Origin of the sequence: Nitrospirillum amazonense (assembly GCF_007828045.1) — a bacterium.
In the GTDB taxonomy this organism is placed as follows: Bacteria; Pseudomonadota; Alphaproteobacteria; order Azospirillales; family Azospirillaceae; genus Nitrospirillum; species Nitrospirillum amazonense_C.
In genome coordinates this window covers 182,327-208,415 of the sequence record NZ_VITN01000005.1, presented here as the reverse complement: position 1 = coordinate 208,415, position 26,089 = coordinate 182,327, and the positions used below count along the sequence as shown (strand labels likewise).

General features: G+C 66.3%; 25 protein-coding genes and 1 riboswitch. Of the genes, 11 read left to right on the top strand and 14 right to left on the bottom strand.

Annotated elements, in window-relative coordinates:
- From FBZ89_RS10665 to FBZ89_RS10650, 4 genes are all read right to left on the bottom strand, one after another.
- Window positions 1-4,926 (bottom strand): beta strand repeat-containing protein (locus FBZ89_RS10665; protein ID WP_186457294.1); only part of this gene is annotated, 4,926 nt, incomplete at its 3' end.
- Window positions 4,927-5,355: 429 nt separating this feature from the next.
- Window positions 5,356-5,793: an NUDIX hydrolase gene (locus FBZ89_RS10660; protein ID WP_145749962.1), complete on the bottom strand. Its 438-nt coding sequence runs from the start codon at window positions 5,791-5,793 to the stop codon at window positions 5,356-5,358.
- Window positions 5,794-6,130: 337 nt separating this feature from the next.
- A complete protein-coding gene (locus FBZ89_RS10655) occupies window positions 6,131-6,991 on the bottom strand; it encodes a DUF3108 domain-containing protein (protein WP_186457293.1) in 861 nt (286 codons plus the stop codon).
- Between the two features lie 59 nt (window positions 6,992-7,050).
- Complete coding sequence (locus FBZ89_RS10650) at window positions 7,051-7,623, bottom strand: YqgE/AlgH family protein (protein ID WP_145749960.1); 573 nt, start codon at window positions 7,621-7,623, stop codon at window positions 7,051-7,053.
- Window positions 7,624-7,946: 323 nt separating this feature from the next.
- Between FBZ89_RS10650 and FBZ89_RS10645 the strand changes: the two genes are divergently transcribed.
- Window positions 7,947-8,429, top strand: coding sequence for a peroxiredoxin (locus FBZ89_RS10645; protein WP_145749959.1), 483 nt, complete (start codon window positions 7,947-7,949; stop codon window positions 8,427-8,429).
- Window positions 8,430-8,611: 182 nt separating this feature from the next.
- Here the strand turns inward: FBZ89_RS10645 and rnhA are convergent, their stop codons facing one another.
- Both rnhA and FBZ89_RS10635 read right to left on the bottom strand, forming a co-directional pair.
- A complete protein-coding gene (gene rnhA, locus FBZ89_RS10640; RefSeq protein WP_145749958.1) occupies window positions 8,612-9,085 on the bottom strand; it encodes a ribonuclease HI in 474 nt (157 codons plus the stop codon).
- A complete protein-coding gene (locus FBZ89_RS10635; RefSeq protein WP_145749957.1) occupies window positions 9,082-10,074 on the bottom strand; it encodes a homoserine kinase in 993 nt (330 codons plus the stop codon). Before FBZ89_RS10635 ends, rnhA begins: the two co-directional genes overlap by 4 nt.
- A 297-nt stretch (window positions 10,075-10,371) precedes the next feature.
- Between FBZ89_RS10635 and FBZ89_RS30825 the strand changes: the two genes are divergently transcribed.
- The 3 genes from FBZ89_RS30825 (at window position 10,372) to FBZ89_RS10625 (ending at window position 11,649) form a co-directional block, all read left to right on the top strand.
- On the top strand, window positions 10,372-10,518 hold the full coding sequence (locus FBZ89_RS30825; protein WP_186457292.1) for a hypothetical protein: 147 nt from the start codon (window positions 10,372-10,374) through the stop codon (window positions 10,516-10,518).
- 65 nt (window positions 10,519-10,583) lie between these two features.
- Window positions 10,584-11,261 (top strand): PspA/IM30 family protein, encoded by a 678-nt coding sequence (locus tag FBZ89_RS10630; RefSeq protein ID WP_145749956.1) that lies wholly within the window; start codon window positions 10,584-10,586, stop codon window positions 11,259-11,261.
- Window positions 11,262-11,376: 115 nt separating this feature from the next.
- Window positions 11,377-11,649 carry a PspC domain-containing protein gene (locus FBZ89_RS10625; RefSeq protein WP_186457291.1) on the top strand — a complete coding sequence of 91 codons (273 nt, stop codon included), beginning with the start codon at window positions 11,377-11,379 and terminating at the stop codon, window positions 11,647-11,649.
- Between the two features lie 186 nt (window positions 11,650-11,835).
- On the opposite strand, the gene FBZ89_RS10620 is transcribed toward FBZ89_RS10625, so the two are convergent.
- The 3 genes from FBZ89_RS10620 to ispH all read right to left on the bottom strand — a co-directional run bounded on the left by FBZ89_RS10620 (window position 11,836) and on the right by ispH (window position 14,210).
- Entirely contained in the window at window positions 11,836-12,501 is a 666-nt protein-coding gene (locus FBZ89_RS10620; RefSeq protein WP_186457290.1) for a class I SAM-dependent methyltransferase, read from the bottom strand.
- A gap of 140 nt (window positions 12,502-12,641) precedes the next feature.
- Window positions 12,642-13,235, bottom strand: a complete 594-nt coding sequence (locus FBZ89_RS10615; protein WP_145749953.1) for a methylated-DNA--[protein]-cysteine S-methyltransferase — start codon at window positions 13,233-13,235, stop codon at window positions 12,642-12,644.
- Between the two features lie 27 nt (window positions 13,236-13,262).
- A complete protein-coding gene (ispH, locus tag FBZ89_RS10610) occupies window positions 13,263-14,210 on the bottom strand; it encodes a 4-hydroxy-3-methylbut-2-enyl diphosphate reductase (protein WP_004272219.1) in 948 nt (315 codons plus the stop codon).
- Between the two features lie 313 nt (window positions 14,211-14,523).
- On the opposite strand from ispH, the gene FBZ89_RS10605 reads away from it, so the two are divergent.
- From FBZ89_RS10605 to FBZ89_RS10580, 7 genes are all read left to right on the top strand, one after another.
- Window positions 14,524-15,021 carry a hypothetical protein gene (locus tag FBZ89_RS10605; RefSeq protein WP_145749952.1) on the top strand — a complete coding sequence of 166 codons (498 nt, stop codon included), beginning with the start codon at window positions 14,524-14,526 and terminating at the stop codon, window positions 15,019-15,021.
- A gap of 144 nt (window positions 15,022-15,165) precedes the next feature.
- A riboswitch (glycine riboswitch) is annotated at window positions 15,166-15,272 on the top strand.
- Between the two features lie 223 nt (window positions 15,273-15,495).
- On the top strand, window positions 15,496-16,611 hold the full coding sequence (gene gcvT / locus FBZ89_RS10600; protein WP_145749951.1) for a glycine cleavage system aminomethyltransferase GcvT: 1,116 nt from the start codon (window positions 15,496-15,498) through the stop codon (window positions 16,609-16,611).
- Between the two features lie 74 nt (window positions 16,612-16,685).
- A complete protein-coding gene (gene gcvH, locus FBZ89_RS10595) occupies window positions 16,686-17,060 on the top strand; it encodes a glycine cleavage system protein GcvH (RefSeq protein WP_145749950.1) in 375 nt (124 codons plus the stop codon).
- Complete coding sequence (gcvPA, locus tag FBZ89_RS10590) at window positions 17,060-18,403, top strand: aminomethyl-transferring glycine dehydrogenase subunit GcvPA (protein ID WP_145749949.1); 1,344 nt, start codon at window positions 17,060-17,062, stop codon at window positions 18,401-18,403. The genes gcvH and gcvPA overlap by 1 nt, the downstream gene beginning before the upstream one ends.
- Window positions 18,403-19,956, top strand: a complete 1,554-nt coding sequence (gene gcvPB, locus FBZ89_RS10585; RefSeq protein WP_145749948.1) for an aminomethyl-transferring glycine dehydrogenase subunit GcvPB — start codon at window positions 18,403-18,405, stop codon at window positions 19,954-19,956. Before gcvPA ends, gcvPB begins: the two co-directional genes overlap by 1 nt.
- A 256-nt stretch (window positions 19,957-20,212) precedes the next feature.
- Window positions 20,213-20,596 (top strand): hypothetical protein, encoded by a 384-nt coding sequence (locus tag FBZ89_RS30820; protein ID WP_186457289.1) that lies wholly within the window; start codon window positions 20,213-20,215, stop codon window positions 20,594-20,596.
- A 209-nt stretch (window positions 20,597-20,805) separates the two neighbouring features.
- Window positions 20,806-21,975, top strand: coding sequence for an aminotransferase (locus FBZ89_RS10580; protein WP_145749947.1), 1,170 nt, complete (start codon window positions 20,806-20,808; stop codon window positions 21,973-21,975).
- Window positions 21,976-21,979: 4 nt separating this feature from the next.
- Here the strand turns inward: FBZ89_RS10580 and FBZ89_RS10575 are convergent, their stop codons facing one another.
- The 5 genes from FBZ89_RS10575 to trxB form a co-directional block, all read right to left on the bottom strand.
- On the bottom strand, window positions 21,980-22,225 hold the full coding sequence (locus FBZ89_RS10575; protein WP_145749946.1) for a YlcI/YnfO family protein: 246 nt from the start codon (window positions 22,223-22,225) through the stop codon (window positions 21,980-21,982).
- The gene (locus tag FBZ89_RS10570; RefSeq protein ID WP_145749945.1) at window positions 22,222-22,641 is read right to left on the bottom strand and encodes a putative toxin-antitoxin system toxin component, PIN family; all 420 of its coding nucleotides are present in this window, start codon (window positions 22,639-22,641) and stop codon (window positions 22,222-22,224) included. The genes FBZ89_RS10575 and FBZ89_RS10570 overlap by 4 nt, the downstream gene beginning before the upstream one ends.
- A 111-nt stretch (window positions 22,642-22,752) precedes the next feature.
- Window positions 22,753-23,271, bottom strand: coding sequence for a PAS domain-containing protein (locus FBZ89_RS10565; RefSeq protein WP_145749944.1), 519 nt, complete (start codon window positions 23,269-23,271; stop codon window positions 22,753-22,755).
- A 413-nt stretch (window positions 23,272-23,684) separates the two neighbouring features.
- A complete protein-coding gene (locus FBZ89_RS10560; protein WP_088871934.1) occupies window positions 23,685-24,599 on the bottom strand; it encodes a LysR family transcriptional regulator in 915 nt (304 codons plus the stop codon).
- A gap of 299 nt (window positions 24,600-24,898) precedes the next feature.
- Complete coding sequence (gene trxB, locus FBZ89_RS10555; RefSeq protein WP_145749943.1) at window positions 24,899-25,867, bottom strand: thioredoxin-disulfide reductase; 969 nt, start codon at window positions 25,865-25,867, stop codon at window positions 24,899-24,901.
- Window positions 25,868-26,089: the final 222 nt, after the last annotated feature.

Here is a 26,089-nt window from a genome sequence, read left to right as displayed (position 1 = left end):
CCCGCTGGTCTGGGTCAGGGTGCCGCCGGCGATGGTGCCTAGGGTGGCGCTGCCGCCGCCCAGGGCGATAGTGCCGCCCGAGACGGTGCCCAGGCTGGCCGAACCGCTGGTCTGGGTCAGGGTGCCGCCGGCGATGGTGCCCAGGGCGGCACTGCCGCCAGCCAGCGCGATGGTGCCGCCCGAGACGGTGCCCAGGCTGGCCGAACCGCTGGTCTGGGTCAGGGTGCCGCCGGCGATGGTGCCTAGGGTGGCGCTGCCGCCGCCCAGGGCGATAGTGCCGCCCGAGACGGTGCCCAGGCTGGCGGACCCGCTGGTCTGGGTCAACGTGCCGCCGGCAATGGACCCCACCGTGGGCGTGCCGCCGGTGATGGCCAGGGCGCCGCCCGTCATCTGGTCCAGGGCCCCGGCGCCGCCGGCGATAGTGGCCGTACCGCCGGCCGACAGGCTGCTGTTGCCCACGCTGACGATCAGGTCGGTCTGGCCGCCGACCACCGTGCTGGTGACGGTGGTGGAATTGTAGCCCGGGGCCAGTGCGGTCACACTGGCATAGCTGGAGGCGGCGTCGCCGGCCGCCACGATGGTGTAGCTAGCGCCGCTGGTCAGGCCGTAGGCGTATTGCGAGGTCAGCACCACGGTGGCACCGCTGATGCCGGCGCTGCCGCTGACCTGCAGGCCGCCCACGGTGCCGCCGACCGCCATGGCCGTCAGCGTGCCGCCCGTCTGGGCATAATTGCCGGTGATGGTGGTGGGGGCTGTCAGCACCAGACTGCCGCCATTCTCCACCAGGGTGTGGCCGGCGATGCTGACGCTGTCGCTCAGCACCAGATTGCCAGCCAGCGTCACATTGCCGGCCGTGCTGGACAGGGTGCCGCGGGCGCCGTTGACGCCCGTCAGGGTGCCGAACGTGGTGCCGCTGCCGCCGGTGATGGACAGGTCGGACGCGGCGGTGTGGACGATATCGCCGGCGATGACGCCGGTGTTGGTGACCGGTCCCAGCGTGCCGCTGTCACGGATGGCCGCCACGGCGCCGGTGATGGTGCCGCTGTTGGTCAGGGTGCCGATGGTGCCGGCGTTGATGAGGCCCGTCTGGCCGCCTTGGACCAGCCCGCTATTGACGATGGTGCCGATGACCGCAGTGGCGGCGCCGTTGTCGATGCCGGCCCCGGCCACGCCCCGGATGGTCCCGCTGTTCATCAGGGTGCCAATGGTGCCGCCGATGGGGCCGGTGGTACCGATCACCGTGGTGGCGGACTGATAGGCCTGTATGGATGTGGTTACCGTCTGGATTGCCGAGGATAGGCCATTCACGATACCGCTCTGGCCTCCTGCAATTGTGCCGCTATTGGCCAGCGTACCGATGGTGCCGCCCGCGCTGGACACCGTGCGGGTAATTGTCGTTCCCCCGTTGAAGATGGGGAAATAGCCCTCGGTGATGGAAAGATTGTACACGCTGCCGACATTGGAGATACCGGCACCTGTGCTGCCCATGATGGAGCCACCATTGGTCAGGACGCCAATTTGGCCTGCGCTATCGATTCCGTTCACGCCACCAGCGATGGTGCCGGTGTTGCTCATGGCTCCTATGCTACTGGTTTGGGCCGATGCTGTTTGTGAGAAGATACTTATAGCAACGCTTGGTAAGCGAATTCCAGCTACCCCACCTTGCAGCAAGCCGCTGTTCCCCAGCGTGTCAATAACGGCCTCCAACTCAACGGCGCTGCCCGTCCCGTTGATGGTTCCACCCGTTTGGTTCCATAGCGTCCCCACGGTGCCGCCGGAAACGGCAATTCCCGCGCCTACGGTGCCTGTGCCCTGCTGCGTAATCAGGCCCGCATTGCGGATCGTGTCGACATTTGTTTGCAAGGATACAGCGGCTGACTGTCCAGTACCGATCAGCGTGCCGTCAGATAAGTTCTCGATCAGGCCAATTGTACCGATCGTGTGGTAGGTCCCCTGGTCGAAACCAAGCGCTACCAGGGCTGAAGTGCCGGAGACTAGGCCGTTGTTGCTGAGCGTGCCGAGGTTGATACCGGTGATGCTGATGGCGGCTCCCTGGCTTGTGACCGTGCCAATCAGGGTTCCCGTTGCTGTGATGATGCCCGTGTTCACCAGCGTGCTGATCGAAGGCTGGCCCGACGTGCTCAGGTAAAAATTGTTATTCTGTCCGTTGATGGCGGCCAGCGTGCCGCTGATCAGCCCGTTGTTGACCAAGGTGCCTAACGTGCCGGATTCGATATACACGGCGGTGTTGCCAGTAATAGTCCCCGCGCTGTTGTTGAGCAGGGTGTCCAAATGCGGGGTTAGGGTGCCATTGTTGTAGTTGTAATTTAAGGCGATACCGGCTGCCGTTGATCCCTGGATCAGCCCGTCGTTGCTCAACGTGCCAACATGGCTGTCGCCGTATACATTAATACCGATACTGCCCGTGATGCTGCCAGACCCACTGTTGCTGATCGTATTGATCTGCCCAGTGAAATAGGTGGTTCCGTAGGTGCCGTGAACAGTATCGTATGCGTAGAAAGAGTTTCCCGAGACCAGAATGGCGCTGCCAGAGGTGCCACCGCTTACCAGGCCATCATTCTGCAGAGCCGTAATCGTGGCTCCCGAAACAGCGATGGCGCCCGAGTAATAAAGGCTGCTGATGGTGCCGTGCACGCCATTGATCAGCGTGCCGATCGCCGCCGTGGCACCATTCCCAGCGATCGAGACGCCGCTGCCGCTTTCCGTGGCGATCAGGCCGTCATTGATCAGCGTGCCGATGGAGCCTTGATATTGGATGCCACCGTAGTAACCCTGAATGGTGCCGCCGGCCGCATTGGTCAGGGTGCCGATACTCGCAGCCGAATACGCATAGCTCGACGTCACCGAGTTGTAAGAGGACTTGAGGCCGCCGGTGATGGCGGTGTTGTTCAAGCTCTCAATGAGGCCGCTGTTGCTCAGCGTACCAACGTCTGTACCGCTCAAGTTCAGACCAGCAAAACCGGCGATGGTGGCGCCCGTTTCGTTATTGATGAGGGTGGCCTTGGAATTGCTGCCAAAGCTTAGGCCATAGGAGTTGTAAGTGTAGGTGCCGATGGAGCCGATCATGCCTGCATTGTCGAACGTTCCCACCGTGCCGCCGATGTAGACGCCACCGGTGATGCTGGCGTTGGCCTTGTTGATCAGCGTTCCGATGGTGGAGTCCACGCTGGAATACGTGCTGCTGTACGTTGTCCCATTGGAACTGAAGGTGGAGGTGCTGGCTCCGCCGAGATTCACGCTGCCCTGGATCATGCCAGCGTTGGTGAGCGTGCCGATGGAGGCGCCGGTCGCCGTCAGGCCGCTGCCGCCCGTGATGGTGGCGCCGGCCGCGTTGGTCAACTGGCCGATGGTGGAGGTCACCGCGCCGTAGATATAGGTGTAGCCCGTGCCGCTGCTGGAATAGGTGTAGGGGATCGCGGCACCCAGGTTAACGCCACCGCTGATCAAGCCGGCGTTGTTGAACGCGCCGATCGAGGATGCGACGGCAGCCAAGCCTCCCGTAATGGTGCCACCGGCTTGGTTGTTGATGGTACCGATGCTGCTGGGCAAGACGGTCGTGTTGAACCCGAAGTTATTGTAAGCGCCGAGATTGACGCCCCCGCCAATGCCGCCGGCGTTGTTAAACGTTCCGATGGTCGCGCCCTGGGCCTGCAAGCCCCCGGCTATGGTGGCGCCGGCTTGGTTGTTGATGGTACCGATGCTGCTGGGCAAGACGGTCGTGTTGGACCCGAAGTTATTGTAAGCGCCGAGATTGACGCCCCCGCCAATGCCGCCGGCGTTGGTGAACGTTCCGATGGTTGCGCCCTGGGCCTGCAAGCCCCCGGCGATGGTGGCGCCGGCTTGGTTGTTGATGATGCCGATGTTGCTGGGCACGACGGTTGTGTCGGACCCGGTGTAAACGCTGCTCGCGCCCAGATTGACGGCACCGCTGTAAACATAGCTGTTGGGGGCCGGTGCGATGGTGCCGCTGTTAACGAAGCTGCCGATGCTGCCACCGGTGAGCGTGACACCCGCCAAGCTGCCACCGACCTCATTGTGGAGGCTGCCGATCGTGGCTTGCGTTCCCGTGATGGAACCGGTGATCAGGCCCGCATTGTCGATAATTCCGATTGTGGCCCCACTTCCACGGACCAAGATGTCCCCGGCGATGGTGCCGCCGGCATTGTTCATGATGGTGCCGATGCCCCCGAGGGCCACGATAGACTGTGTCGTGTAGATCGATCCATTGAACGTGGACGAATAGAGTGTGGCGCTGCCAAGGGTGATCGCGGCGCTGCCAAAGCCGCTTTGCGCGATGATCTGGCCCGAGTTGACCAGGGTGCCGATCGTGCTGCCAGCGAAGTTGATGCCGCCGCCGATTACGCCGCCGGCATTGTTGGTCAGCGTGCCGACGGTAACGGTCTGCAAGCCCGAGCCAGCCCAGAGCTGGGCGGCGGCGCTGATGGCCGCGCCCGCGCCGTAGGAGGGAGAGGTCGTGATGGTGCCACTGTTCGCAATGGTGCCGATGGTGGCGCCGTCGATCCGGACGCCCGAAGCGCCCCCCAGGATGGTGGCGCCCGCGCCGTTACTCAGCAGGCCGATCGTGGCGGGCTGATAGGTGCCGGCGATCGTCGCACCCTGGATCGTCATACCAACGCCGGACAGCCCGACATAGGGGCCGGCCAGCTTGATGGTGCCGGTGTTGGCGATCGTCCCCACGGAACCGGAGGCGTTGACCGCCGCGATGAACGTGCTGCTGCTGATGGTGCCGCTATTCGCCAGATTGCCCGAGGTGATGGTCACGGCCGCCGACGTGCCCGTAACGTTGATGTCAGCCCGCGCCGGGTGTTGCCACGACGTGGCGAGCGCCAGGACGGAGGCGCCGAGCAGCAGGGCCTTGGAACGGGTCGGGACGGCGGTGCGCATGGTGGGGAATGCTCCTGAGAACATGGATTTCAGTGTCAAGGACAGGCCCAGCGGCGGGCTGCGCGCTGGTGCGGATGTGATTGCGGAGGAATGCGGAGGTTTAGCCCGGTGGTAGCGGGCACGACCAAGCCCGATGGGCGCATGCAATCGGCGCTTGCCGGCGCGCTGGGCAACTCAGGTTAATATTAATATGACCTGGAGCAGGCATATCGGTTCACAGCCCATCTCTTATGCATTTTGGCGGAGAGGATATAGCAAACGGATAATTTGTTAATTCATTTTTGCGAATTTAAATGCGTAGGACGGTTGGCCGCCATTGGGCGATGGTGCATCAGGAAACGGGAATACAAGTGTAGCGCATCGGGGCGGAGGAGAGGGGCGTCCACGGCATGAAAAGAGGCGCGATCCAGACTCGGGCGGCCAGGCACCTCAGCCCTCGTCGCCGCCCGCCATGCTGGCCAGTGACAGCAGGATGCTGACCAGGCCGCCTTCCGCGACCATCAAGGCCGCCTGTGAGGGGCTGACCCAGCGGCGTTCACGCTGGCCTTTTTCCGGCCAGTCCTCCAGCTCCCGCTCCACCTCGAACAGATAGGCGTCGACGGCGCAGGGCAGGCGCTTACCCGTGGGCATGACCTTGTAATAGTGGAAGGTGCCCAGCGGCTTCTTGTGAATGGTGCCGATCAGGCCCGCCTCTTCGAACGCCTCGTTGGCGGCCACGCCCCGGGCGTTCAGCTTCTTTTCCGGCCAGCCCTTGGGCACCACCCAGCGCCGCGTTTCCCGCGAGGTGATCAGCATCACCTGCAGCTGTCCGTCCTGCACCCGGACGGGAATGGCGGCGTACTGGCGTTCGGTGGCCTCGCAGCCCATGGCTGGCTGATCCGAAACGAGAAGGGGTGCGGCGTGGGACAGGGGGCGGAACCTTGTCGCGAAAGGTGGTGTCGAAAAGGGGTGGAGGCAACCGCGGTGGCGGGGGCGATCTCCTACAATCGTACACCCGCATCCCTGTTTCATATAATTCCTGAACGGTTGCCAAGTCGTAAACCTTTTCAGCTGTCTAAGACCAAAATTCGTGCCGGTGCGCCCAGGCGACCGATGGGACGCCCATGCGGCCTATCCTGACCAGACGGTCAGGGGCGAAAAAGGGGTCGCTTTTACGGAAGGGATAGGGGGCAGGGCCGACTCAGGCGCACTTGACGGAGGGGGCTCAGGGCGAAGGTGGCAGGACGTCGACCTGGACCAGATGGCCGATGACATGGGTGAAGAACAGCTCCCCCGCCTCCAGCCGCACCGGTACCACCGGACCGCCTGGTATCGGCCGGCCGACCCACAGGTCAAAGCCGCGGGGCTTGCCGTCCGGCGCCGCGGTCCAGAAGTTCTGGCTGCCACGCCCCGCCGGTTGGAAGCCCGCCACCGGCAGGATGGCGACGTGACAGCCGATGGCGTCGCCGTCGAACACCGTATAGTCCGACTTTTCAATATGGCGGCGGGGCCGGCTTTCCATCAGCACGTCATAGCGGCGGCGGCCGTCATAGACCGGTAGGCGGCTGGCGCAGTCGCCGCCCTCGGCATGGCGGCTGATGGCGACGGCGGCGCTCAGCAGGTCGACGGTGCCGGGGCGCTGGTCCGCCGGCACGGCGTTGGCGTCGTCGGGCGAGGGCGGGGGCGTCTGGGTGAAGGTCACGGCCGTATCGCGTGTGCCATAAGGGGCGGCATAGCTCAGCGTCGCGTCCCAGCTCTTGTCCCGAAGGGTGCGCAGGCTATGGAAGTGGCGTGGGGCGACGCCGTTGACGCCGCCGAAACGTCCGTCCGCCTCGGCGGTGTAGGACCACTTGATCAGACGGGCCAGCATGTCGCCGGCCTCCGCCCCCACGGTGACGCGATAGTCCTCGCCCTTGATCTCCGTTTCCAGGGTCATGCGCCTCATCTTCAGCCCGCCGACATAGACGTCATAGCCGAGGCGCAAGTGCTGTGGGGTTTCAGCCGCGTGGCCGGACAGGGGTATGGCCAGGGCTGACAGGATCAGCGCGGCAGCGCGGACGGGGCGGGGAAGGGCGATGGTGGTCATGCCACCCATCCTCGATTGTGAAGATGGCGGCGGCAAGGCATGGCGGGAAAGGATGGCCCTCAGGCGTGCCCCACCTCGGCCGACAGCATGGGCAGGCTGACGCCCAGCTTGGCGATGGCCCGCTCCCACTTGGTTTCCATGTCGTCGTCGAACAGCAGGGTGGCATCGGCCGGCACGTGCAGCCAGCCATTGGCCTGCATTTCCTGATCCAGCTGGCCCGCGGCCCAGCCGGCGTAGCCCAGAGCCAGCAGGCACTGGCGGGGGCCGCGCCCTTCCGTGATGGCGCGCAGGATATCGACCGTGGCGGTCAGCGCCACCTCATCCTCCACCCGCAGCGTCCCTTCGCGCTGGTAATCGGTGCTGTGCAGTACGAAGCCCCGGCCCGGTTCAACAGGCCCGCCAAAATGGACGCGCAGGCGGTCATCCGGATCACCGCCGTCGATGCCCAACTGCTCCAGCAGGCCACCGGCGTCGATACCATCAAACAGCCGGTTGATCACCAGGCCCATGGCGCCGTCGTCGGTATGGGCGCAGACATAGATGACGGTACGGGCGAAGCGCTCGTCCGGCATGGCGGGCATGGCGACCAGCAGTTGCCCGGTCAGGAAACGTCGGATGGTAGTGTCCTTCATGGGCGGCGCCTTCCCTTGTCACCCGGTCCTTCGCCAGGGGCGGCCACCGGGGGCCGGCCCCTGTGGCCGGCGCTGTCATACTGCCTGTCCATGCCTTCAGCGTAGCATGGCCGCATCGCTCCGTCGCCCCCGTGGGGGCGGGGAAACGTCCCTATTCTGGTCATATTGCGCGCCGGCGCCGACTGACAAGGGGTGGATACCCGTTTCCCTTGCCCATACCGCCCCGTGGGACATAGAACCACAGGGCCTGAACCATCCAGCACCTCCGGCATTTACGCTCCAGGCCAAATATCCCAGGCCAACATCAACGGGAGTTCCAGTCCATGACCATCCAGGTTGGCGATACCTTCCCCAGCGTCTCGATCAAGCACCTGACCGAAGCCGGCATGCAGGAGACCAGCACCGACGCCCTGCTGAAGGGCAAGAAGGTCGTCCTTTTCGCTGTGCCCGGTGCCTTCACCCCCACCTGCTCCGCCAAGCACCTGCCGGGCTTCATCCAGAACGCCGACGCGCTGAAGGCCAAGGGCGTCGATGCCGTCATCTGCCTGGCCGTCAACGACCCCTTCGTGATGCAGGCCTGGGCCAAGGCCAACGACGTGGGCGACACGGTGTTCATGCTGCCCGACGGCAACGGCACGCTGACCCGTGAACTCGGCCTCACCATGGACGGCACCGCCTACAACCTGGGCCACCGCAGCCAGCGCTTCGCCCTGGTCATCGACGACGGCGTCGTGACGCGGGTGGACGTGGAAAAGCCCGGCGCCTTCGAGGTGTCCAGCGCCGAGGCGGTGCTGAAGAACCTGTAAAACCAGGGTGATAACACCGAAAGGCCCGCGCCGGTTCCGTGACTGGCGCGGGCCTTTTTTCAGCATAACCTCAGTTTTACCGCGTGAGCCCACGCCGGAACATTCCGGGGAGCGTCAGCGAACTGAAAGATGAGGATTAACCGAGGCCACGGAATGTGGGTCCGGCGTCTGGCGGAACTGAACTATCTGCCGCGCGCTTCCGCCAGGCCCTCGCGGGCCAGCTGGTCGGCGCGTTCGTTCTCGGGGTGGCCGGCATGGCCGCGCACCCAGTGGAACACCACCTCGTGCCGGTCGGCCTGGGCGGACAGCCGCTGCCACAGATCCACGTTCTTCACCGGCTTCTTGTCGGCGGTCAGCCAGCCTTTGGCCCGCCAGCCGTGGATCCATTTGGTGATGCCGTCGCGCAGGTACTGGCTGTCGGTGTGCAGGTCCACCTTCACCGGCCGTTTCAGCGTCTCCAGCGCCTGGATGGCGGCCATCAGTTCCATGCGGTTGTTGGTGGTGTCGGGCTCCCCGCCCTTCAGCTCACGCTCCGTGCCGTTCCAGCGCAGGATGGCACCCCAGCCCCCGGGGCCGGGGTTGCCGCTGCAGGCGCCGTCGGTGAAGATCTCTACACGCAGGCTGGGAACCTTCGGGGGGGCGGGGGTGTCGGTCACGTCAATTCCTCTGGCGCCAAGCCGTAGTCGGCCAGGCCAAGGGCCTGCTGGTGAAAGCGCAGCTTGTGCAAGTACTCCAGCGGGTCCTTGCGTTTCACCAGCGCGCCGGCGGGTGTGTTCACCCAGTCATACAGACGGGTCAGCAGGAAGCGCAGGGCGCTGCCACGCGCCAGCAGGGGCAGGGCTGCCACCTCCGCCGCCGCCAGCGGCCGCACCTTGGCATAATTGGCCAGCAGCAGGCGCGACTTGGTAACGTTGAAGGCGCCGTCGGGCTCGAAACACCAGGCGTTCAGGCAGATCGCCAGGTCGTAGGCCAGCATGTCGCTGCAGGCGAAATAGAAATCGATCAGGCCGGACAGGGCGCCATCGCGGAAGAAGACGTTATCCGGGAACAGGTCGGCGTGGATGATGCCCTGGGGCAGGCTGGGGCGGCCATCCCGCCCGGGCCACAGGGCCGCCAGGGCGGCCAGTTCATCCGCCAGGGCCGCCTTCAGGCCGGGCTTCACGCCGTCGGCCCCGTCCGCCGTCGCCGTCACCAGGGCGCGCCAGCCGTCCAGTGACAGGCTGTTGGGACGCGGGGTGGCGTAGTCGGCCCCGGCCAGGTGCAGCTGGGCCAGGGCCGCGCCCAGGGCTGCGCAATGCTCCGGCAGGATGCGGCGCGGCCACATGCCGGTGAGGAAGGTGACGATGACCGCCGGCCGGCCGGCCAGTACGCGCAAGGCCTCGCCATCACGGCCGGGCACCGGCTGGGGACAGACGATGCCGCGCGCCGCCAGATGGCGCATCAAACCCAGGAAGAAGGGCAGGTCGGCCGGATTCACCCGCTTTTCATAGAGGGTGAGGATGTAGGGCCCGTCCGTGGTCACCAGCAGGAAGTTGGAGTTCTCCACCCCCTCGGCGATGCCCTTGCACGAGATCACCTCGCCGATCGCGTAATCGGCGATGAACGTGCGCAGTTCCTCATCGGTGACTTCGGTATAGACGGCCATGCCTTGCGAGGTAGCGGGATTCCCGGCCGGGGTCAATGGTCGCGGCGGCGCGGATCGCGCCTTTTCCAGCCCCGGGGCGGTCGGCCGTGGCCTGAGTAGCGAATTCGGCGATTTAGTGGCGCAAACTATCACGGTGTCGCTTCCCTTGTTGAGGGGAAAAAATTTTTATGCAGCAAAAACAAGGCATTATCGCATGGACCTGGAACTGGCACGGCAGTTGCTTTTGATGGGACACGGCCGACACCGCCACGGCGACCGGCCCCCGAGACAACCGAGCTTCCGTTCACGGAGATTGAAATGACCGACCTGACCATGACCGCCGCCACCCGGACCTTCACCGCCCACGCCGGCCACACCCCGCGGGCCCTGTCGTCCCTGGTGCGCCACCTGCCGCTGCTGGCCGTCACCGCCCTGCTGTCGGTTGCCATCGTCAGCCTGTTCTAAGCGACTTAGTACCGCCCCAAAGGGGCGCCTCCGTCCGCCACCGCCTCATCTCAAGGACGCCTGCCATGGGACTGTTTTCCCGCCTCGGCGACATCATCGATGCCAACCTGAATGCCATGCTGGACCGGGCTGAAGATCCGGAACGCCTGATCGGCCTGGTCATCCAGGAGATGGAGGACACGCTGGTGGAGGTGCGGGCGGAAGCCGTGCGCTCCATGGCCCGCCGCAAGGAGCTGGAGGTCCGATACCGCGATGTCGAGTTCGAATTGCTGGAATGGGACCGAAAAGCCGAACTGGCGGTGACCAAGGGTCGCGAGGATCTGGCCCGGGGTGCCCTGGTTGCCAAGGCCCGGCTGGCCGACGCCGCCGACCCCATCCGGCGCGAGATCCAGGCCATCAGCGACAGCCTGGCCAAGGGCGCCGACGACGTGGCGCGGCTGGAGGCCAAGCTGGCCGATGCCCGGGCCCGCCAGGGCAGCCTGATGGCCCGGCACCGCAGCGCCACCGCCCGCCTGCGCCTGCGCAGCCAAATCCACGACAACCGCCTGGAAGAGGCGCTGTCCCACTATGGCACCCTGCAACGCGACATCGACCTGCTGGAAAGCGAGGCCGAGGTCATGGAGATGGGGCGCCAGCCGCGCGGCCTGGCCGCCGAGATCGACGCCCTGGGCGACGACAAGGTGACCGCCGAGCTTGAGGCGCTGAAGGCCCGCGTGGCCAGCCGCGCCAACCCGCAGGGCTAAGCCAGCCCGCAAGGCCAGGTTCGAGACGACCGGCACACGACCGCAGCGCCCGCCGGCGCTTGGCTTCACTGAACACCGGCGCACCTTGCGCCTTATGAACACGGGAGAGGGGATTATGAGGAGCTTTCAGCGTATTTCCGCCACCATGCGCCGCCATCGCCTGGCCAAGGACCCCAGCCGCGCCGTCCTGTTCGGCGTCTGCGCCGGCCTGGCGCGCTACACCGGTCTGCCGGCCACCTTCATCCGCGTCCTGACGGTGCTGAGCCTGTTCTGTTTCTTTGGCGCCACCTTGGTGGTCTACGGCGTCCTGGCCCTGGTGCTGGACAGCGAATACGCCGACCGCGAGGACATCTACGTCAGCCGCAGCTTCTACCGCGCCCACTGGTAAGCCCATCGGCCCAGTGACGCTATCGGACGGTTCGCGGGGGACCGTCCCGACCGGTCCCCGCCGCCTGAGCGACTGCGCTTCCTTTGAACGCGCAACGCTGCTCGGGCGGTGGGGGCCGGTACCATTATGTCAGATATGCCGGTCCAAATTCCGGCGTGTTCGGGCCACCCTCCAACCCATCCGAAATCAGGCGGCGGTGGCGCGATGCAGTTGAAGGATGGTGGCCAAGCCGGTTGTCCGGATGATCAGATCGCCGTCCCGCGGCTCAGGATGCAGGTACGCGAGCCCAATGCCGCCCCAAACCTCATACTTGCCGCTGCCGCCGGGGACGATCTGGCCCGGCACGAAGTCCAGGTCCAAGTCATGTACATAAGGATTCGATGCCCAGGGGGCGGACAGCATGCCTTGGCGGCAGGCCGGATTGCCGCTGTCGTGCATCACAATCACCATCGGCGCCCGTGGGCGGATGGTCAGCAGTACTTGAAGGTCCCGGAGCACGCCTTCAGTGGAATGGTCGGCATCCAGCAAGATGAAATCGGGGGTCAGCCCCTGGCTATTCAATTCCGCCAGCATGGTCGCCAGCATCGTATTTGAATCACCGATGCGGATGTCGACATTGGCCGGCTTGGGAAAGCGCTCTAGAACCTGGGGATCAATGTCCAACGCCCATACGCGCTCCGCAAATTGGGAGATGAGATTGAGGCTGCCGCCATAAAAAACGCCGATCTCAAGGGCGACTTGAGGACGTAGGCGGGCCAAAAGCCCCGTGAGCGCCATACGCTCGGATGGCTGCATCTGCCAATGGGTCGTTGGAATGTTCGGATAGAGGAAATTTTCTAAATTCAAGGTCATCGCGGGATTTCCTTCGCTAACACAATGCCACATCGTAGCCTTTTTCTGTTTCAAAAAATGCTTAAATCTCCATCAGGCTGGCCACGGGCGCCCTGCGCCAGGATAGGCTCGGCCAATCAGGCTGTGACGATAGACGGAGATCAGCGGGGCTGGATCGCCAGTGGCAGATCTCCGAACAGGCCGGGGCCCTGTGCGCGATCGGCTTCCGTCCTGGCCTGCTCGATGGCCAGGATGCGGAACTTGGTGTCGATGCCGCCCCTGGCGGAAAAGCCACCGGTGCCGCCGCTCGCCGCCAGCACGCGGTGACAAGGGATCAGGATGGGAATGGGGTTGTGGCCCAGCGCCTGGCCCACCGCCCGAGCCGCCTCTTTCGGCGCGCCGATCCGGCCGGCAACCGTGCCGTAGGTCAGTGTTTCCCCGCGCGGAATGGCGCGGGTCACGGCATAAACCTGAAGAGCGAAGGGATCGAGACCGGCAAGGTCGAGGGGGATGTCGGCGATGTCCACCGCCTCCCCCGCCATCAAGGCCCGGATACGGGCCCGGGCCTCGCTGATCACGGGCGGCAGGTCATGCTCCGCCGCCGCCATGGCGCCGGGGAAACGCCGCGCCAGCCGGGCCCCGGCCTGTTCAGGCCCGCCCTCGGGCAATTGCGCGCCCACGATCCCATCCGGCCCCCATACCAGCGCGCAAGCGCCGATGGCGGTGTCGAACAGGATGTGGGCGCGTGTCGCCATGGGAAGCCAGGGGTCAGGGGCCCGGAATCACTCCGCCGCCAAGCCGCGCGGCAGCTTGAAGGTGATGTTTTCCACCGCGGTCACGACTTCCTCGATCTGGACATCGTAGCGCTCACGGCAGGCCTCGATAACCTCCTGCACCAGGATGTCCGGGGCCGAGGCGCCGGCGGTGATGCCCAGCACCTTGACCTTGTCCATCATGGACCAGTCGATCTGGGTGGCCCGCTGCACCAGCATGGAATTGACGCAACCGTGTTTGGCCGCGACCTCCACCAGTCGCATGGAGTTGGAGCTGTTGGGCGCGCCCAGCACCAGGATGGCGTCCGCCTTCTCGGCGATGGCCTTCACCGCCGTCTGGCGGTTGGTGGTGGCGTAGCAGATGTCTTCCTTGCGCGGCCCGGCGATGGCGGGGAAGCGGGCCTTCAGCGCGGCCACGATCTGCACCGTGTCGTCCACCGACAGCGTGGTCTGGGTGACGAAGGCCAGGTTCAGCGGGTCGTCCACCTGGACGGTGCGCACGTCCTCCTCCGACTCCACCAGCAGCACCGCGCCCGGCGGCAGCTGCCCCATGGTGCCCACCACCTCGGGGTGGCCGGCATGGCCGATCAGGATGATCTGGCGGCCGTCGGCGAAGTGGCGTTCCGCCTCACGATGGACCTTGGACACCAGCGGGCAGGTGGCGTCGACATACAGCAGCTGTCGGCTCTCCGCCTCCGCCGGGATGGACTTGGGCACGCCGTGGGCGGAGAACACGACGGGGCGGCCGTCCGGCACCTCGTCCAATTCCTCCACGAAGATGGCGCCCTTGGCCTCCAGGCCCTGCACGACGAAACGGTTGTGCACGATCTCATGCCGCACATAGACCGGTGCGCCATACCGCTGCAACGCCACCTCGACGATCTGGATGGCGCGGTCCACACCGGCGCAGAAACCGCGCGGGGAGGCCAGGAGGATGTTGAGCGTCGGCTTGGTCATGGTGATTGGGTCTACTCGGTTCCGGTAAGCCCCGGGTAAGGGGCCGATCATGGCGGCGGATCATAAAACGGCGCGTCCGTGGATCGCCAGCGCCGTTACGTTAAATCTGGTCGCCCTATCAATATAGGGACGGCGCAGTCGATGTCTTGTGCCGGTATGGCTGCTTCTCTATTGTCGCGGGGCCCCGACGCCGGCCGGCGTCCAACTCCAGACGAGCCCCGCTTCAATGAACATCCACACGGACACTAATATAGGTTCGCCCACCAGGAAAGGCACCCGCGGCCGCCTGGCCCTGCTTTTGGGGATGCCTCTCATGCTGTCGCTGGCGGCATGCGCCAACAAGAACGTCGGCTACCGTCCGGGTTGCCCGACCGTGGCCATCGTGCGCGACGCTTCGTCGGTGGGCGTGCCCGGCGCCAACGGCCAGTTGAGCTACACCGCGGTGATGCCCAACATCGAGGGCCGCTGCGAGTATGCCGAGAAGGGCGTCACCATGACCGAAGAGCTGCGCGTGGGCGCCAGCACGGGGCCGGCCTACACCGGCGGCCCGCTGCCGCTGACCTATTTCGTCGCCGTCACCAATGCCGACCGCAAGATCCTGACCAAGCAGACCTACAACGTCACGCTGGACGTCAGCACCGGCAGCGGCGGTTCGGTGGAGCGTCTGACCCAGTTCATCCCGCTGAGCCCGGAAGTCGACGGCCGTTACTACGAGGTGCTGGTGGGCTTCCAGCTGACGCCAGAGCAGCTGGAGGCCAACATCCGCTTCAATTCCAAGCCGCCGGCGCCGCCGGTTGCGGCCGGGAAGTAAGCGCAGGAAGTACGGTGTGAAGGTTCGGCCGGCCGGGCAGGGGCGCCAGGGCCGGGGAACCACCAGGGGGAAGGCGGGCCGCGGGGCAGCGGCCCGCCTTTACTTTTTGGGGCCCGTTGGATTAGGGTGCGCTCGCGAAGCTGATGACATCTCGCGGGAGAGACCGGCCCCCTGTGGGCTACCCGCTAGGACCGGCGCCGAAGGAGCAACCGCCCCCGGAAACTCTCAGGCAAAAGGACCGCGAGGAAGAAGCGCATCTGGAAAGCGGCCCGGCCTCATAGCAACGCCTGAACCACCCCTTTGGGGTGGATTTCCGGTGTTGGAGGCCACAAGCCCACCGACGGAGTAAGCGGGACCTTCCTGGCGACAGGATGTGGGTGCCCGTGAATCTCTCAGGGTCCGGGACAGAGGGGGGCGAGCCCGCGCGGAATCCGTCCGCGCGGGAGGAACTCGTCCACCGGGAGTCCAGCACCTATGTCCAGTGAAACCGATTCGCCCCTGCTCCTTACTCCCCTGAACGCCCTGCACCGCGAGCTGGGCGCCAAGATGGTGCCCTTCGCCGGCTATGACATGCCGGTGCAGTACCCCCTGGGCGTGCTGAAGGAGCATCTGCACACCCGGGAGCAGGTGGGCCTGTTCGACGTGTCGCACATGGGCCAGGTCATCCTGCGCGGCGACGGCGTGGTCGACGCCCTGGAAAAGCTGGTGCCCGGCGAGCTGAAGGCCCTGAAGGAAGGGCGCATCCGCTACAGCTTCTTCACCAACGACCAGGGCGGCATTCTGGACGACCTGATGATCGCCAACCGCGGCGACCACCTGTTCCTGGTTGTGAACGCCGCCTGCAAGGGGCCGGACATCGCGCACCTGGTGGCGGGTCTGCCGGGCGTCGAGGTGGAATATCTGGGCGATGACCGGGGCCTGCTGGCCCTGCAGGGTCCCGTGGCGGCCACCGTGCTGGCGCGCTTCCTGCCCGAGGTCGCCACCATGCCCTTCATGTCCATGGTGAGCGCCAGCCTGAAGGGCATTCCCGTGACCATCGCCCGCTCCGGCTACACCGGCGAGGACGGGTATGAGATCGGCATCGACGCCGACCGCACCGAGGACGTGGCCCGCCTACTGCTGGCGGAACCCGAGGTGGCGGCCATCGGCCTGGGTGCCCGCGACAGCCTGCGCCTGGAAGCCGGCCTATGCCTCTACGGCCACGACATCGACACCACCACCACGCCCGTGGAAGCCGGCCTGACCTGGGCCATCTCCAAGCGCCGGCGGGAGGAGGGGGGCTACCCCGGCGACGCCATCGTCCGCCGCCAGCTGGCCGAGGGCGCCGCGCGCTACCGCGTCGGCATCCAGCCCGAGGGCAGGGCGCCGGCGCGTGAACATACAGAAATCCAGGACGCCAGCGGCCAGACGGTGGGCGAGGTCACCTCCGGCGGCTTCGGCCCCAGCGCCAACGCCCCCGTCGCCATGGGCTACGTCACCGCCGCCAACGCCGCTGTCGGCACGCCCCTGTCGCTGATCGTGCGCGGCAAGGCCCTGCCGGCCAAGGTCGCCAGCCTGCCGTTCGTGCCGCAGCGCTATTACCGCGGCTGATCCCCATCGCGCGGCCCGGCCGGTGCCGGGCCCGCCTTTGCCTGATGAACGCCTTTCCCCCAAGGAGCAGAACCATGACCATCCGTTTCACCGAAGACCATGAGTGGATCAGCGTCGACGGCGACGTCGCCACCGTCGGCATCACCACCTTCGCCCAGAGCCAGCTGGGCGACGTGGTGTTCGTCGAGGTGCCCGAGGCCGGTCGCGCCCTGACCAAGGGCAAGGACGCCGCCGTGGTGGAATCGGTGAAGGCCGCCAGCGAGGTGTTCGCGCCGGTGGACGGCACGGTGGTCGAGGGCAACCAGGCCGTGGTCGACGAGCCGGCCCTGGTCAACAGCGACCCGCAGGGCGCCGGCTGGTTCTTCAAGATGACGCTGGCCAACCCGGCCCAGCTGGACGGCCTGATGGACCAGGCCGCCTATGACGCCTTCGTGGAAGGTCAGCACTGATGCGGTATCTGCCCCTGACCGAGGCCGACCGGCAGGAGATGCTGGCGGCCATCGGCGCCCCGTCGGTGGACGCGCTGTTCGGCGACGTCCCGGCGGCGGCCCACCTGACCCAGCCCATCGCCGGCCTGGCCCCACACCAGGGCGAACTGCAGGTGGAGCGCGCCCTGTCGCGCCTGGCCGCCCGCAACGTGCCCGCTGGCAGCTGCCCCAGTTTCCTAGGCTCCGGCGCCTACCGCCATCATGTCCCCGCTTCGGTGGACCAGCTGCTGACGCGCGGTGAGTTCCTCACCAGCTACACGCCGTACCAGCCCGAGGTGACGCAGGGCACCCTGCAGTACCTGTTCGAGTTCCAGACCCAGGTGGCGCTGATCACCGGCATGGATGTGGCCAACGCGTCCATGTACGACGGCGCCACGGCCTGCGCCGAGGCGGTGCTGATGGCCAACCGCGTCACGCGCCGCAACCGCGCCGTGCTGTCGGGTGGGCTGCATCCGCACTACCGCGACGTCACCGCCACCACCACCGGCGTGCTGGGCGTGGACCTGGCGACCTTGCCGGCCGACCCCAAGGGGATCGAGGATCTGGCGGCGGCCATCGACGACAAGACGTCCTGCGTCGTCGTGCAGAACCCCACCCTGTTCGGCTATGTCGCCGACCTGACCCCCTTGGCCGAGGCCTGCCACGCCAAGGGCGCCCTGCTGGTGGTGGTGGTGACCGAGGTGGTGAGCTTGGGGCTCATGCCGTCGCCCGGCTCCATGGGGGCCGACATCGTGGTGGCCGAGGGCCAGAGCATCGGCAACGGCCTGAACTTCGGCGGGCCCTACCTGGGCCTGTTCGCCACCCGCGACAAGTTCGTGCGCCAGATGCCCGGCCGCCTGTGCGGCGAGACGGTGGACGCGGACGGCAAGCGCGGCTTCGTGCTGACCCTGTCCACGCGTGAGCAGCACATCCGCCGCGAGAAGGCCACGTCCAACATCTGCACCAACTCCGGCCTGTGCGCGCTGGCCTTCACCATGCACCTGTCGCTGCTGGGCGAGCTGGGCTTCACCGGCCTGGCGCGGCTGAACCACGCCAAGGCGGCGCAGTTGGCGGACAAGCTGGCCGCGGCCGGCGTGACCGTGCTGAACCAGGGCTTCTTCAACGAGTTCACCGTCCAGGTGTCGGGCGACGCGGCGGCCCTGGTCGACAAACTGGCTGCGGAACCGCTGCTGGCCGGCGTGCCCGTTTCCCGCCTGCACCCCGGCCAGGCGGATCTCGCCGACCTGCTGCTGGTGGCGGTGACGGAGACGACCACCGAAGACGACATGGACGCCCTCGTTCAGGCCCTGGGAGGCAAGCAGTGATGAACACCCAAGGACGCAAGACCACGCCCGACATCGAGTCGGCGGCGGCCACCGACGTGGGCACCTACACCGGCAACCGTGCCCTGGTGCATGAAGAGCCGTTGATCTTCGAGCTGGACAACCCCGGCGTCACCGGCGTGGATCTGGAGGCGGTGCCCGCCGTCGCCAGCCGCCTGGGCGGCCTGAAGGCCCGTGAGGGCATCGGCCTGCCCGGCCTGTCGGAACCGACGGTGGTGCGCCACTACACGCGCCTCAGCCAGAAGAACCTGGGCATCGACAGCACGATGTACCCGCTGGGGTCGTGCACCATGAAGCACAACCCCCGCCTGAACGAGAAGCTGGCGCGCCTGCCGGGCTTCGGCGACATCCACCCGATGCAGCCGCAGTCCACCGTCCAGGGCGCCCTGGAACTGATCGACCAGCTGGCCCACTGGCTCAAGACCCTGACCGGCATGCCGGCCGTGGCCATGTCGCCGGCCGCCGGCGCCCATGGCGAGCTGTGCGGCCTGATGGCCATCCGCGCCGCGCTGCAGGCCCGGGGCGAGGCCGGCCGCACCCGCGTGCTGGTCCCGGAGTCCGCGCACGGCACCAACCCGGCCACGGCGGCCTTCTGCGGCTTCACCGTGGACGCCATCCCGGCCGAGGCCAATGGCCGCGTCAGTGTCGAGGCGGTGAAGGCCAAGCTGGGCCCCGACGTCGCCTGCATCATGCTGACCAACCCCAACACCTGCGGCCTGTTCGAGCCCCAGGTGAAGGAGATCGCGGACGCGGTGCACGCCGCCGGCGGCTATTTCTACTGCGACGGCGCCAACTACAACGCCATCGTCGGCCGGGTGCGCCCGGCGGACCTGGGCGTGGACGCCATGCACATCAACCTGCACAAGACCTTCTCCACCCCGCACGGCGGTGGCGGCCCGGGCTCCGGCCCGGTGGTCCTGTCGGACGCGCTGGCCCCCTACGCCCCGCTGCCGTACGTGGTGCACGGAGCCGACGGCTTCCGCCTGGTGGAGCATGAGGGCGAGGTGGAGGGGGAGTCCAAGCCCTTCGGCCGCATGAAGGCCTTCCACGGCCAGATGGGCATGTTCGTCCGCGCCCTGGCCTATATCATGAGCCACGGGGCCGACGGCCTGCGCCAAGCCTCCAGCGACGCCGTGCTGAACGCCAATTACCTGAAGGCGCGGTTGCAGGATCTGATGAGCGTGCCGTTCGACGGCTACTGCATGCATGAGGCCCTGTTCGACGACCGCTTCCTGAAGGACACGGGCGTCACCACCCTCGACTTCGCCAAGGCGATGATCGACGAAGGCTTCCATCCCATGACCATGTATTTCCCCCTGGTCGTGCACGGCGCCTTCCTGATCGAGCCGACGGAAACCGAGTCCAAGACCACGCTGGACCAGTTCATCGGCGCCATGCGGCACTTGGCGGGCAAGGCCAAGGCGGGTGACGCCGCCCACTTCCTGGCGGCCCCCCGCTACACCCCCCGCCGCCGTCTGGATGAGACTGCCGCGGCGCGCAAGCCAGTCCTGCGCTGGACGCCGCCGGCGGCGTAACGACGGGTGGGGCCGGTTGCCCGGCCCCAGGATATCGTTGGGAAAAGGGCGGAATCCTTGGGTTCCGCCCTTTTTCCTTCTGGGCCGGGCCCATTTCGGGGCCCGCGCCGTTGGCTTACCCAATCGGGTTGCAACGCACACAAATCGGCATTGCCCCAGGGGGGCCTAGCTTCCATCTCAATTTCGGCCAAATCTCCCGTCATCACTGACCACGCGGCCGATCCGGTGCCGCGACCTTCCGCCGGGACCATCCCCCATGTTGACCGTTGCCAGCTTGCCCAGGGTTGAAATCGCCCGCCTGCGCCGTCCGGCGCTGCAGGCGTCGGGCTGGCTGGTCATGGGCCTGGGCGTGCTGTCCCTGCCCATACCCGGCCCTGTCTCCACGCCGCTGCTGGCGGTGGGCGGCCTGATGGTGCTGCGCAGTTCGGTCTCGGCCCGCCGCCATTATGTGCGCGCCCGCGACCACGCCCCCCGGCTGGTTCGCCCGCTGTTCGGCCGCTTCGACGCCTGGCGCCACCGCCACCGCACCGCCCAGGGCGCCCCGGTGCGCGTGCCCGCCAAGGTGCTGGCCGCCGCCAACGACGTCGCCGCCAACGACCAGGGCGAGCTGGCCGCGATGACCGTGGCCGGCAACGCCTGACCCTACGCAAGTTCCCGAGGACAAGGCGAGGGCCGTAGCGTGGATGTCACGCCGCGGCCCTTTGTCTTTTCAACGCCTTGACCATTCCGTGATTGACCCGGACGATGGGTGTCACGCGCGGGGCGGATCTGGGACCGGATCTGGAGATCCGGCGCGAGCCGTATAAGGACCCCGGAAGGGTTGGCCAAGAGGTTGGGAGGAAGCGCCAGGTGCGATCGGGTAACGCCATCCTGTCGGGATACGGGACGACCATCTTCGAGGCCATGTCGCGGCTGGCGGGCGCGCACAACGCCATCAACCTGGGCCAGGGCTTCCCCGACGACAGGGGGGCGGAGGATGTGCTGCAGGTGGCCGCCCGCGCGCTGCTGGAGGGCAACAACCAGTATCCGCCCATGATGGGCCTACCGGCCCTGCGCCAGGCCGTGGCGACCCACGCGGCCCGCTTTTACGGGCTGGAGGTGGATTGGGAGCGGGAGGTGATGGTGACCTCCGGCGCCACCGAGGCGCTGGCCGCCTGCCTGTTCGGCCTGATCGAGCCGGGCGATGAGGTGGTGCTGTTCCAGCCGCTCTACGACAGTTACGTCCCCATCATCCGCCGGGCGGGCGGCATCCCCCGCTTCGTGCGCCTGCGGCCGCCGGGCTGGACCGTGGACCCGGATGAACTGGCCGCCGCCTTCAGCCCGCGCACCAAGCTGGTGGTGCTGAACAACCCCCTGAACCCGGCGGCCAAGGTCTGGTCGGCGGAGGAGTTGCGGCTGCTGGCGGACCAGATCATCGCGCACGATTGCCTAGCCGTGTGCGACGAGGTCTATGAGCACCTGGTGTTCGACGGCCGCCGGCACGTGCCGCTGATGACCCTTCCCGGCATGCGCGGGCGCACGCTGCGCATCGGCTCCGCCGGCAAGACCTTCTCGCTGACGGGCTGGAAGGTCGGCTATGTCACGGCGGCCCCGGACCTGTTGCAGCCGGTGGCCAAGGCGCACCAGTACCTGACCTTCAGCACCCCGCCCAACCTGCAGGCGGCCGTGGCCTATGGCCTGGCCAAGGACGACGCCTATTTCGGCCTGCTGGCGGCGGCGCTGGAGGCCAAGCGCGACCGCCTGGCGGCGGGCCTGGTCTCTGCCGGCCTGCCGGTCCTGCCCTCGGAAGGAACGTATTTCGTGGTGGCCGACATCACCGGCGCGCGCGGCCTGCGCCCAGGCGAGGATGATGCGGACTTTTGCCGGCGCCTGACGACGGACGCCGGCGTGGCCGCCATTCCAGTCAGCGCCTTCTACGAGGAAGGGGCGCCCACGCACCTCATCCGCTTCTGCTTCAGCAAGCAGGACGCCATCCTGGACGGCGCGGTGATGCGCCTGAAGGAGTTCTTTGGCCGGTAGCGGCCTAATTCACTTCATCACCAGCACGCGGTGGCAGATCATCCCGGACCTTACCTAGGACATCCATCAGCGCGCCAGGCTTGGCCCTTGCCGCCCGCAGCTCGAAATACCGGTCGGCTTCACCCGATGCGGCGAGCTGTGCTGTTACCGCCCGCACGATAAAGGCATTGAGGGATTCTCCTTCCTGCTTCGCACGCTGCACCGCAGCTTCGTGGGTGCTGTCGGGCAGACGAAGGTTCACGTTCGTCATTTCAATCTCCTCAGCAACTCGCCAGGCCTAAGGACCGGCACGCCAAAGCGGTCGGCCGCCTTCGCCAAGTCGCGCAGGTTGAACGTCACGATGGCATCCGCCCCGCCATTCAACGCCGTCTCCAGCACATGATCGTCGTCCGGGTCGTTGGCGGCTGGGCGCCATCGGATTTGAACGGACACCCGGTGACATAGCCGGATCATGTCGTCCAACGCCGCCTGAACATCTTCCGCCGTCAGGCCGGTTCGCTGAAGATAGGCTTGCCGGGTAAGGACGGCCTCATACTCCAGCAAGAGACTGGTGGAGAGAAGCGGCCGCAACTCGCCCCGCCCGACCCGCAGCAACAGTTGATGAGACGCGCCGTTGGCACTTTCCAACGCCGCGACCATAACATCGGTATCGAAGACAACCCGCATGCCATCCGGACCAGTCGCCAATGGACGGTACTATATACGGTACCACGAGTAACGGCAAATCGGATGCGAGGTGCGCCGTAAGGTAGCGCTACCAGCTGCGGCGCAAAAAAATCAGCCGATGACCTGTAGGCCCCGGCGCTTGCGGTCGAAGGCGCAGCCGACCAGCAGGCGGGCCACCTTGCCGGCCATGCCGCTTTGGGGCGGTCCGCCCAGGGGCAGCACCACCAGCTCGGCGGCGGGGATGGTCATGGAGGGGATGGCTGGCAGGCTGCGGGTCTGGGGCAGGCCGTTGTCGGCGGACCGGCGCAGCATCTGGGCGAAGGGCATGGTGTTGGGGGAAGGGGGCAGATCTTCCAGTTGCAGGCCGGTGGACTCACGGTGCAGCCACAAAACGTAGTCGGTGCCGACCCAATGCAGGGTGAAGGCCATCTGGTTGGGCGCCACGTCCACCAGCATGATGCCGCCGGGCGAAACCGGCAGATCCACCACCTCGACCTCGGAACTGTCGGGAAAGGCGCGATCACCGCGCAGGATATCCCAATAGTCGTGCAGAAGGCGTAGAGTTGAATTCTGGATTTGTAAAGGGAAGCGGGCGACCGATGTCGCGCCCCAGGTGGCAGGTCCAGTCACTCTCGTCTCCCATCCTTACGTTCTACATGAGCGTCGCAAGTCGATGGGGCCATAACATTTGAGCCCGGACGGGACGCAAAACGGCAAAGGCCCGTCCTCATCCCGGCGTGGAATGCGCGACGGCTGGAATGGATCAGGCAGATAAAAACCAGAGAGGCCAGGCCTGCGCATCGCAGTTATCCTGGAGCAACCCCGACGGGGTACTTCGCAACCACCAAGTAAAAAAACTGCCGGTAAGTCGAAGACTTACCGGCGAGTTGAACAGGGAGGCTTCACGTCTGGGAGACGTTGGGCCCGAAGGCCCACTCCAGGACGGGCATCCTGGAGGAAACATCGGATGCTGCGTCGCAACATCCGATGGCCAATATTTAATCTTTTGATGCCCCGTTTAAAGGGGTGATTAGCCGTCTCAGCTATGCGGTAGGCGCATGCGTCGCGGGGAATGTTTCCGCGACCTTCTTCACCAGGAAGTCACGGAAGACCGCGATGCGCTTGGAATGGCGCAATTCCTCGGCATAGACGAAGTAGGCGTCGATGCGCGGACCCGTCACGTCCGGCAGGATGCGCACCAAGTCGGGGTTGCTTTCGGAAATGATGTAGTCGGGGATGGCCGCGATGCCCAGGCCGCTCTCCACCGCCTTGTACAGGGCGTACAGGCTGTTGACGCGGAAGATGGTGTCGCGCTCGCCGCCCGGCGGATCCCCCAGGGCCAGCAGCCAGTTGATGTTGGGCACCGGCGCCTTGGCGTCGGACGGATAGGCGATGAGGTCGTGCTTCTGCAGGTCCTCCACCGTCTCCGGCGTGCCGCGCTTCTCCAAATAGGTGCGGTGACCGTAGAGGTGCGTGCGCACCGTCATCAGGTGGCGCTGGATCAGGTCGGGCTGCCGCGGCGGTACCATGCGGATGGCGATGTCCGCCTCACGCATGGACAGGTCCAGCTCGTTGTCGTCCAGCAGCAGGGTCAGCTGCACGTCGGGGTAGATCGACAGGAATTCCCGGATGCGCGGGGTCAGCCACGTGGAACCGAAGGCGACGGTGGTCGTCACCTTGAGCGGGCCCTTCGGATGCTCCTTGCTTTCCGAGAGCATCGCCTCTGTCATGGACAGCTTGGCGAACACCTCGCGGGCGGTGCGGTACAGCAGCTCGCCCTGTTCGGTGAGGATCAGGCCGCGGGCGTGGCGATGAAACAGCGGCACGTGGAGGCTTTCCTCCAGCGCGCTGATCTGCCGGCTGACGGCCGATTGGCTGAGGTTCAGGGTCTCGCCAGCATGCGTGAAGCTGCCGGCCTCCGCCACCGCGTGGAAAACGCGAAGCTTGTCCCAGTCCATTCCCGGTCCTTATGCGTCAAAGACTGTGCGGTCCCGCAGGCGGAACCGTCGGAAATGACGGCCTCAAGCGGGCCGCCATGCAAAGAATATATACCCAGCTTGTCCAAGACGCTACCGATTGTGGGTGTCCACACGGTTAGGCCATAGACTGATAAGGCATTTTAGCACCGCATCGTGCCGTTTTGGCAACGCCCCGGTGGCGAATTCCCGAACGGATACCGCGAATTAGTACAAAGAAGGGCACCACCGTACCAGAACGGCGGTGCCCGCTTCGGTGACTCGGGGATGCTGGAAGGGGCTCAGTGGCCGCCCAGGAAGCGCTCGGCCTCCAGGGCTGCCATGCAGCCCATGCCGGCGGCGGTGACGGCCTGGCGGAAGACCTTGTCCTTCACGTCGCCGGCGGCGAACACGCCGGGCACGTTGGTGCGGGTGCTGTCCGGGGCGGTGATGACGTAGCCCTCGTCATCCATCTCGACATGGCCCTTGAAGATGGCCGTGGCGGGGTCGTGGCCGATGGCGACGAACACGCCATCCAGCGACAGCTCACGTCCCTCGCCGGTGACGGTGTCGCTGAGCGCCAGGCCGGTGACCTGCTTGGGGTTGTTGAGGTCGAAGCCGCCGTCGGCCGCCCCGCCCTTGCCCAGCACCCGGTCCACCTTATGGTTCCACAGCACCTCGATCTTCGGGTTGGCGAAGACGCGGTCGTGCAGGATCCTCTCACCGCGGAAGGCGTCGCGGCGGTGGACCAGGGTGACCTTGGACGCATGGTGCGTCAGGTACAGCGCTTCTTCCAGGGCGGTGTTGCCACCGCCGATGACCGCGACCTCCTTGCCCCGGAAGAAGAAGCCGTCACAGGTGGCGCAGGCCGAGACACCGGCGCCCTGGAACTCCTGCTCACCGGCCACACCCAGCCAGCGCGCCTGGGCGCCGGTGGCGATGATGACGGTGTCGGCCACGAACTCGTCGCCGCTGTCGGCCTTGCAGACGAAGGGGCGCTGGCTGAAGTCGACGGAGGTGATGACGTCGTAGACCAGGGTAGTGCCCACATGCTCGGCCTGCTGGCGCATCTGCTCCATCAGGTCGGGGCCCTGCACCGCCTGGGCGAAACCCGGGTAGTTCTCCACCTCCGTGGTGATCATCAGCTGGCCGCCCGGCTGCATGCCCTGGACCAGGATGGGCTGGAGGTTGGCGCGGGCGGCATAGATGCCGGCGGTGTAACCGGCGGGGCCGCCGCCGATGATCAGGACCTTGGTGCGATGGGTGGTCATGGGAACTGTTCCTGGCAGGGAAAGGGGACCCCCTTGATTGGGGGCCAGGCCCTCGCCGCCCTCTAGATATGGTGGGGCAGGCGTGACATTTCACTCAGACGCGGGACGATACCGGCAAGCGGCCCCGAGCTCAACGCCAGACGTCACAGAAAAGGAGTGTCCGGTGCCGCCAAGGTGCGGGGGCTGGCGGGCCTGGGGTGCGGCCATTCCCCCATGGCGGCG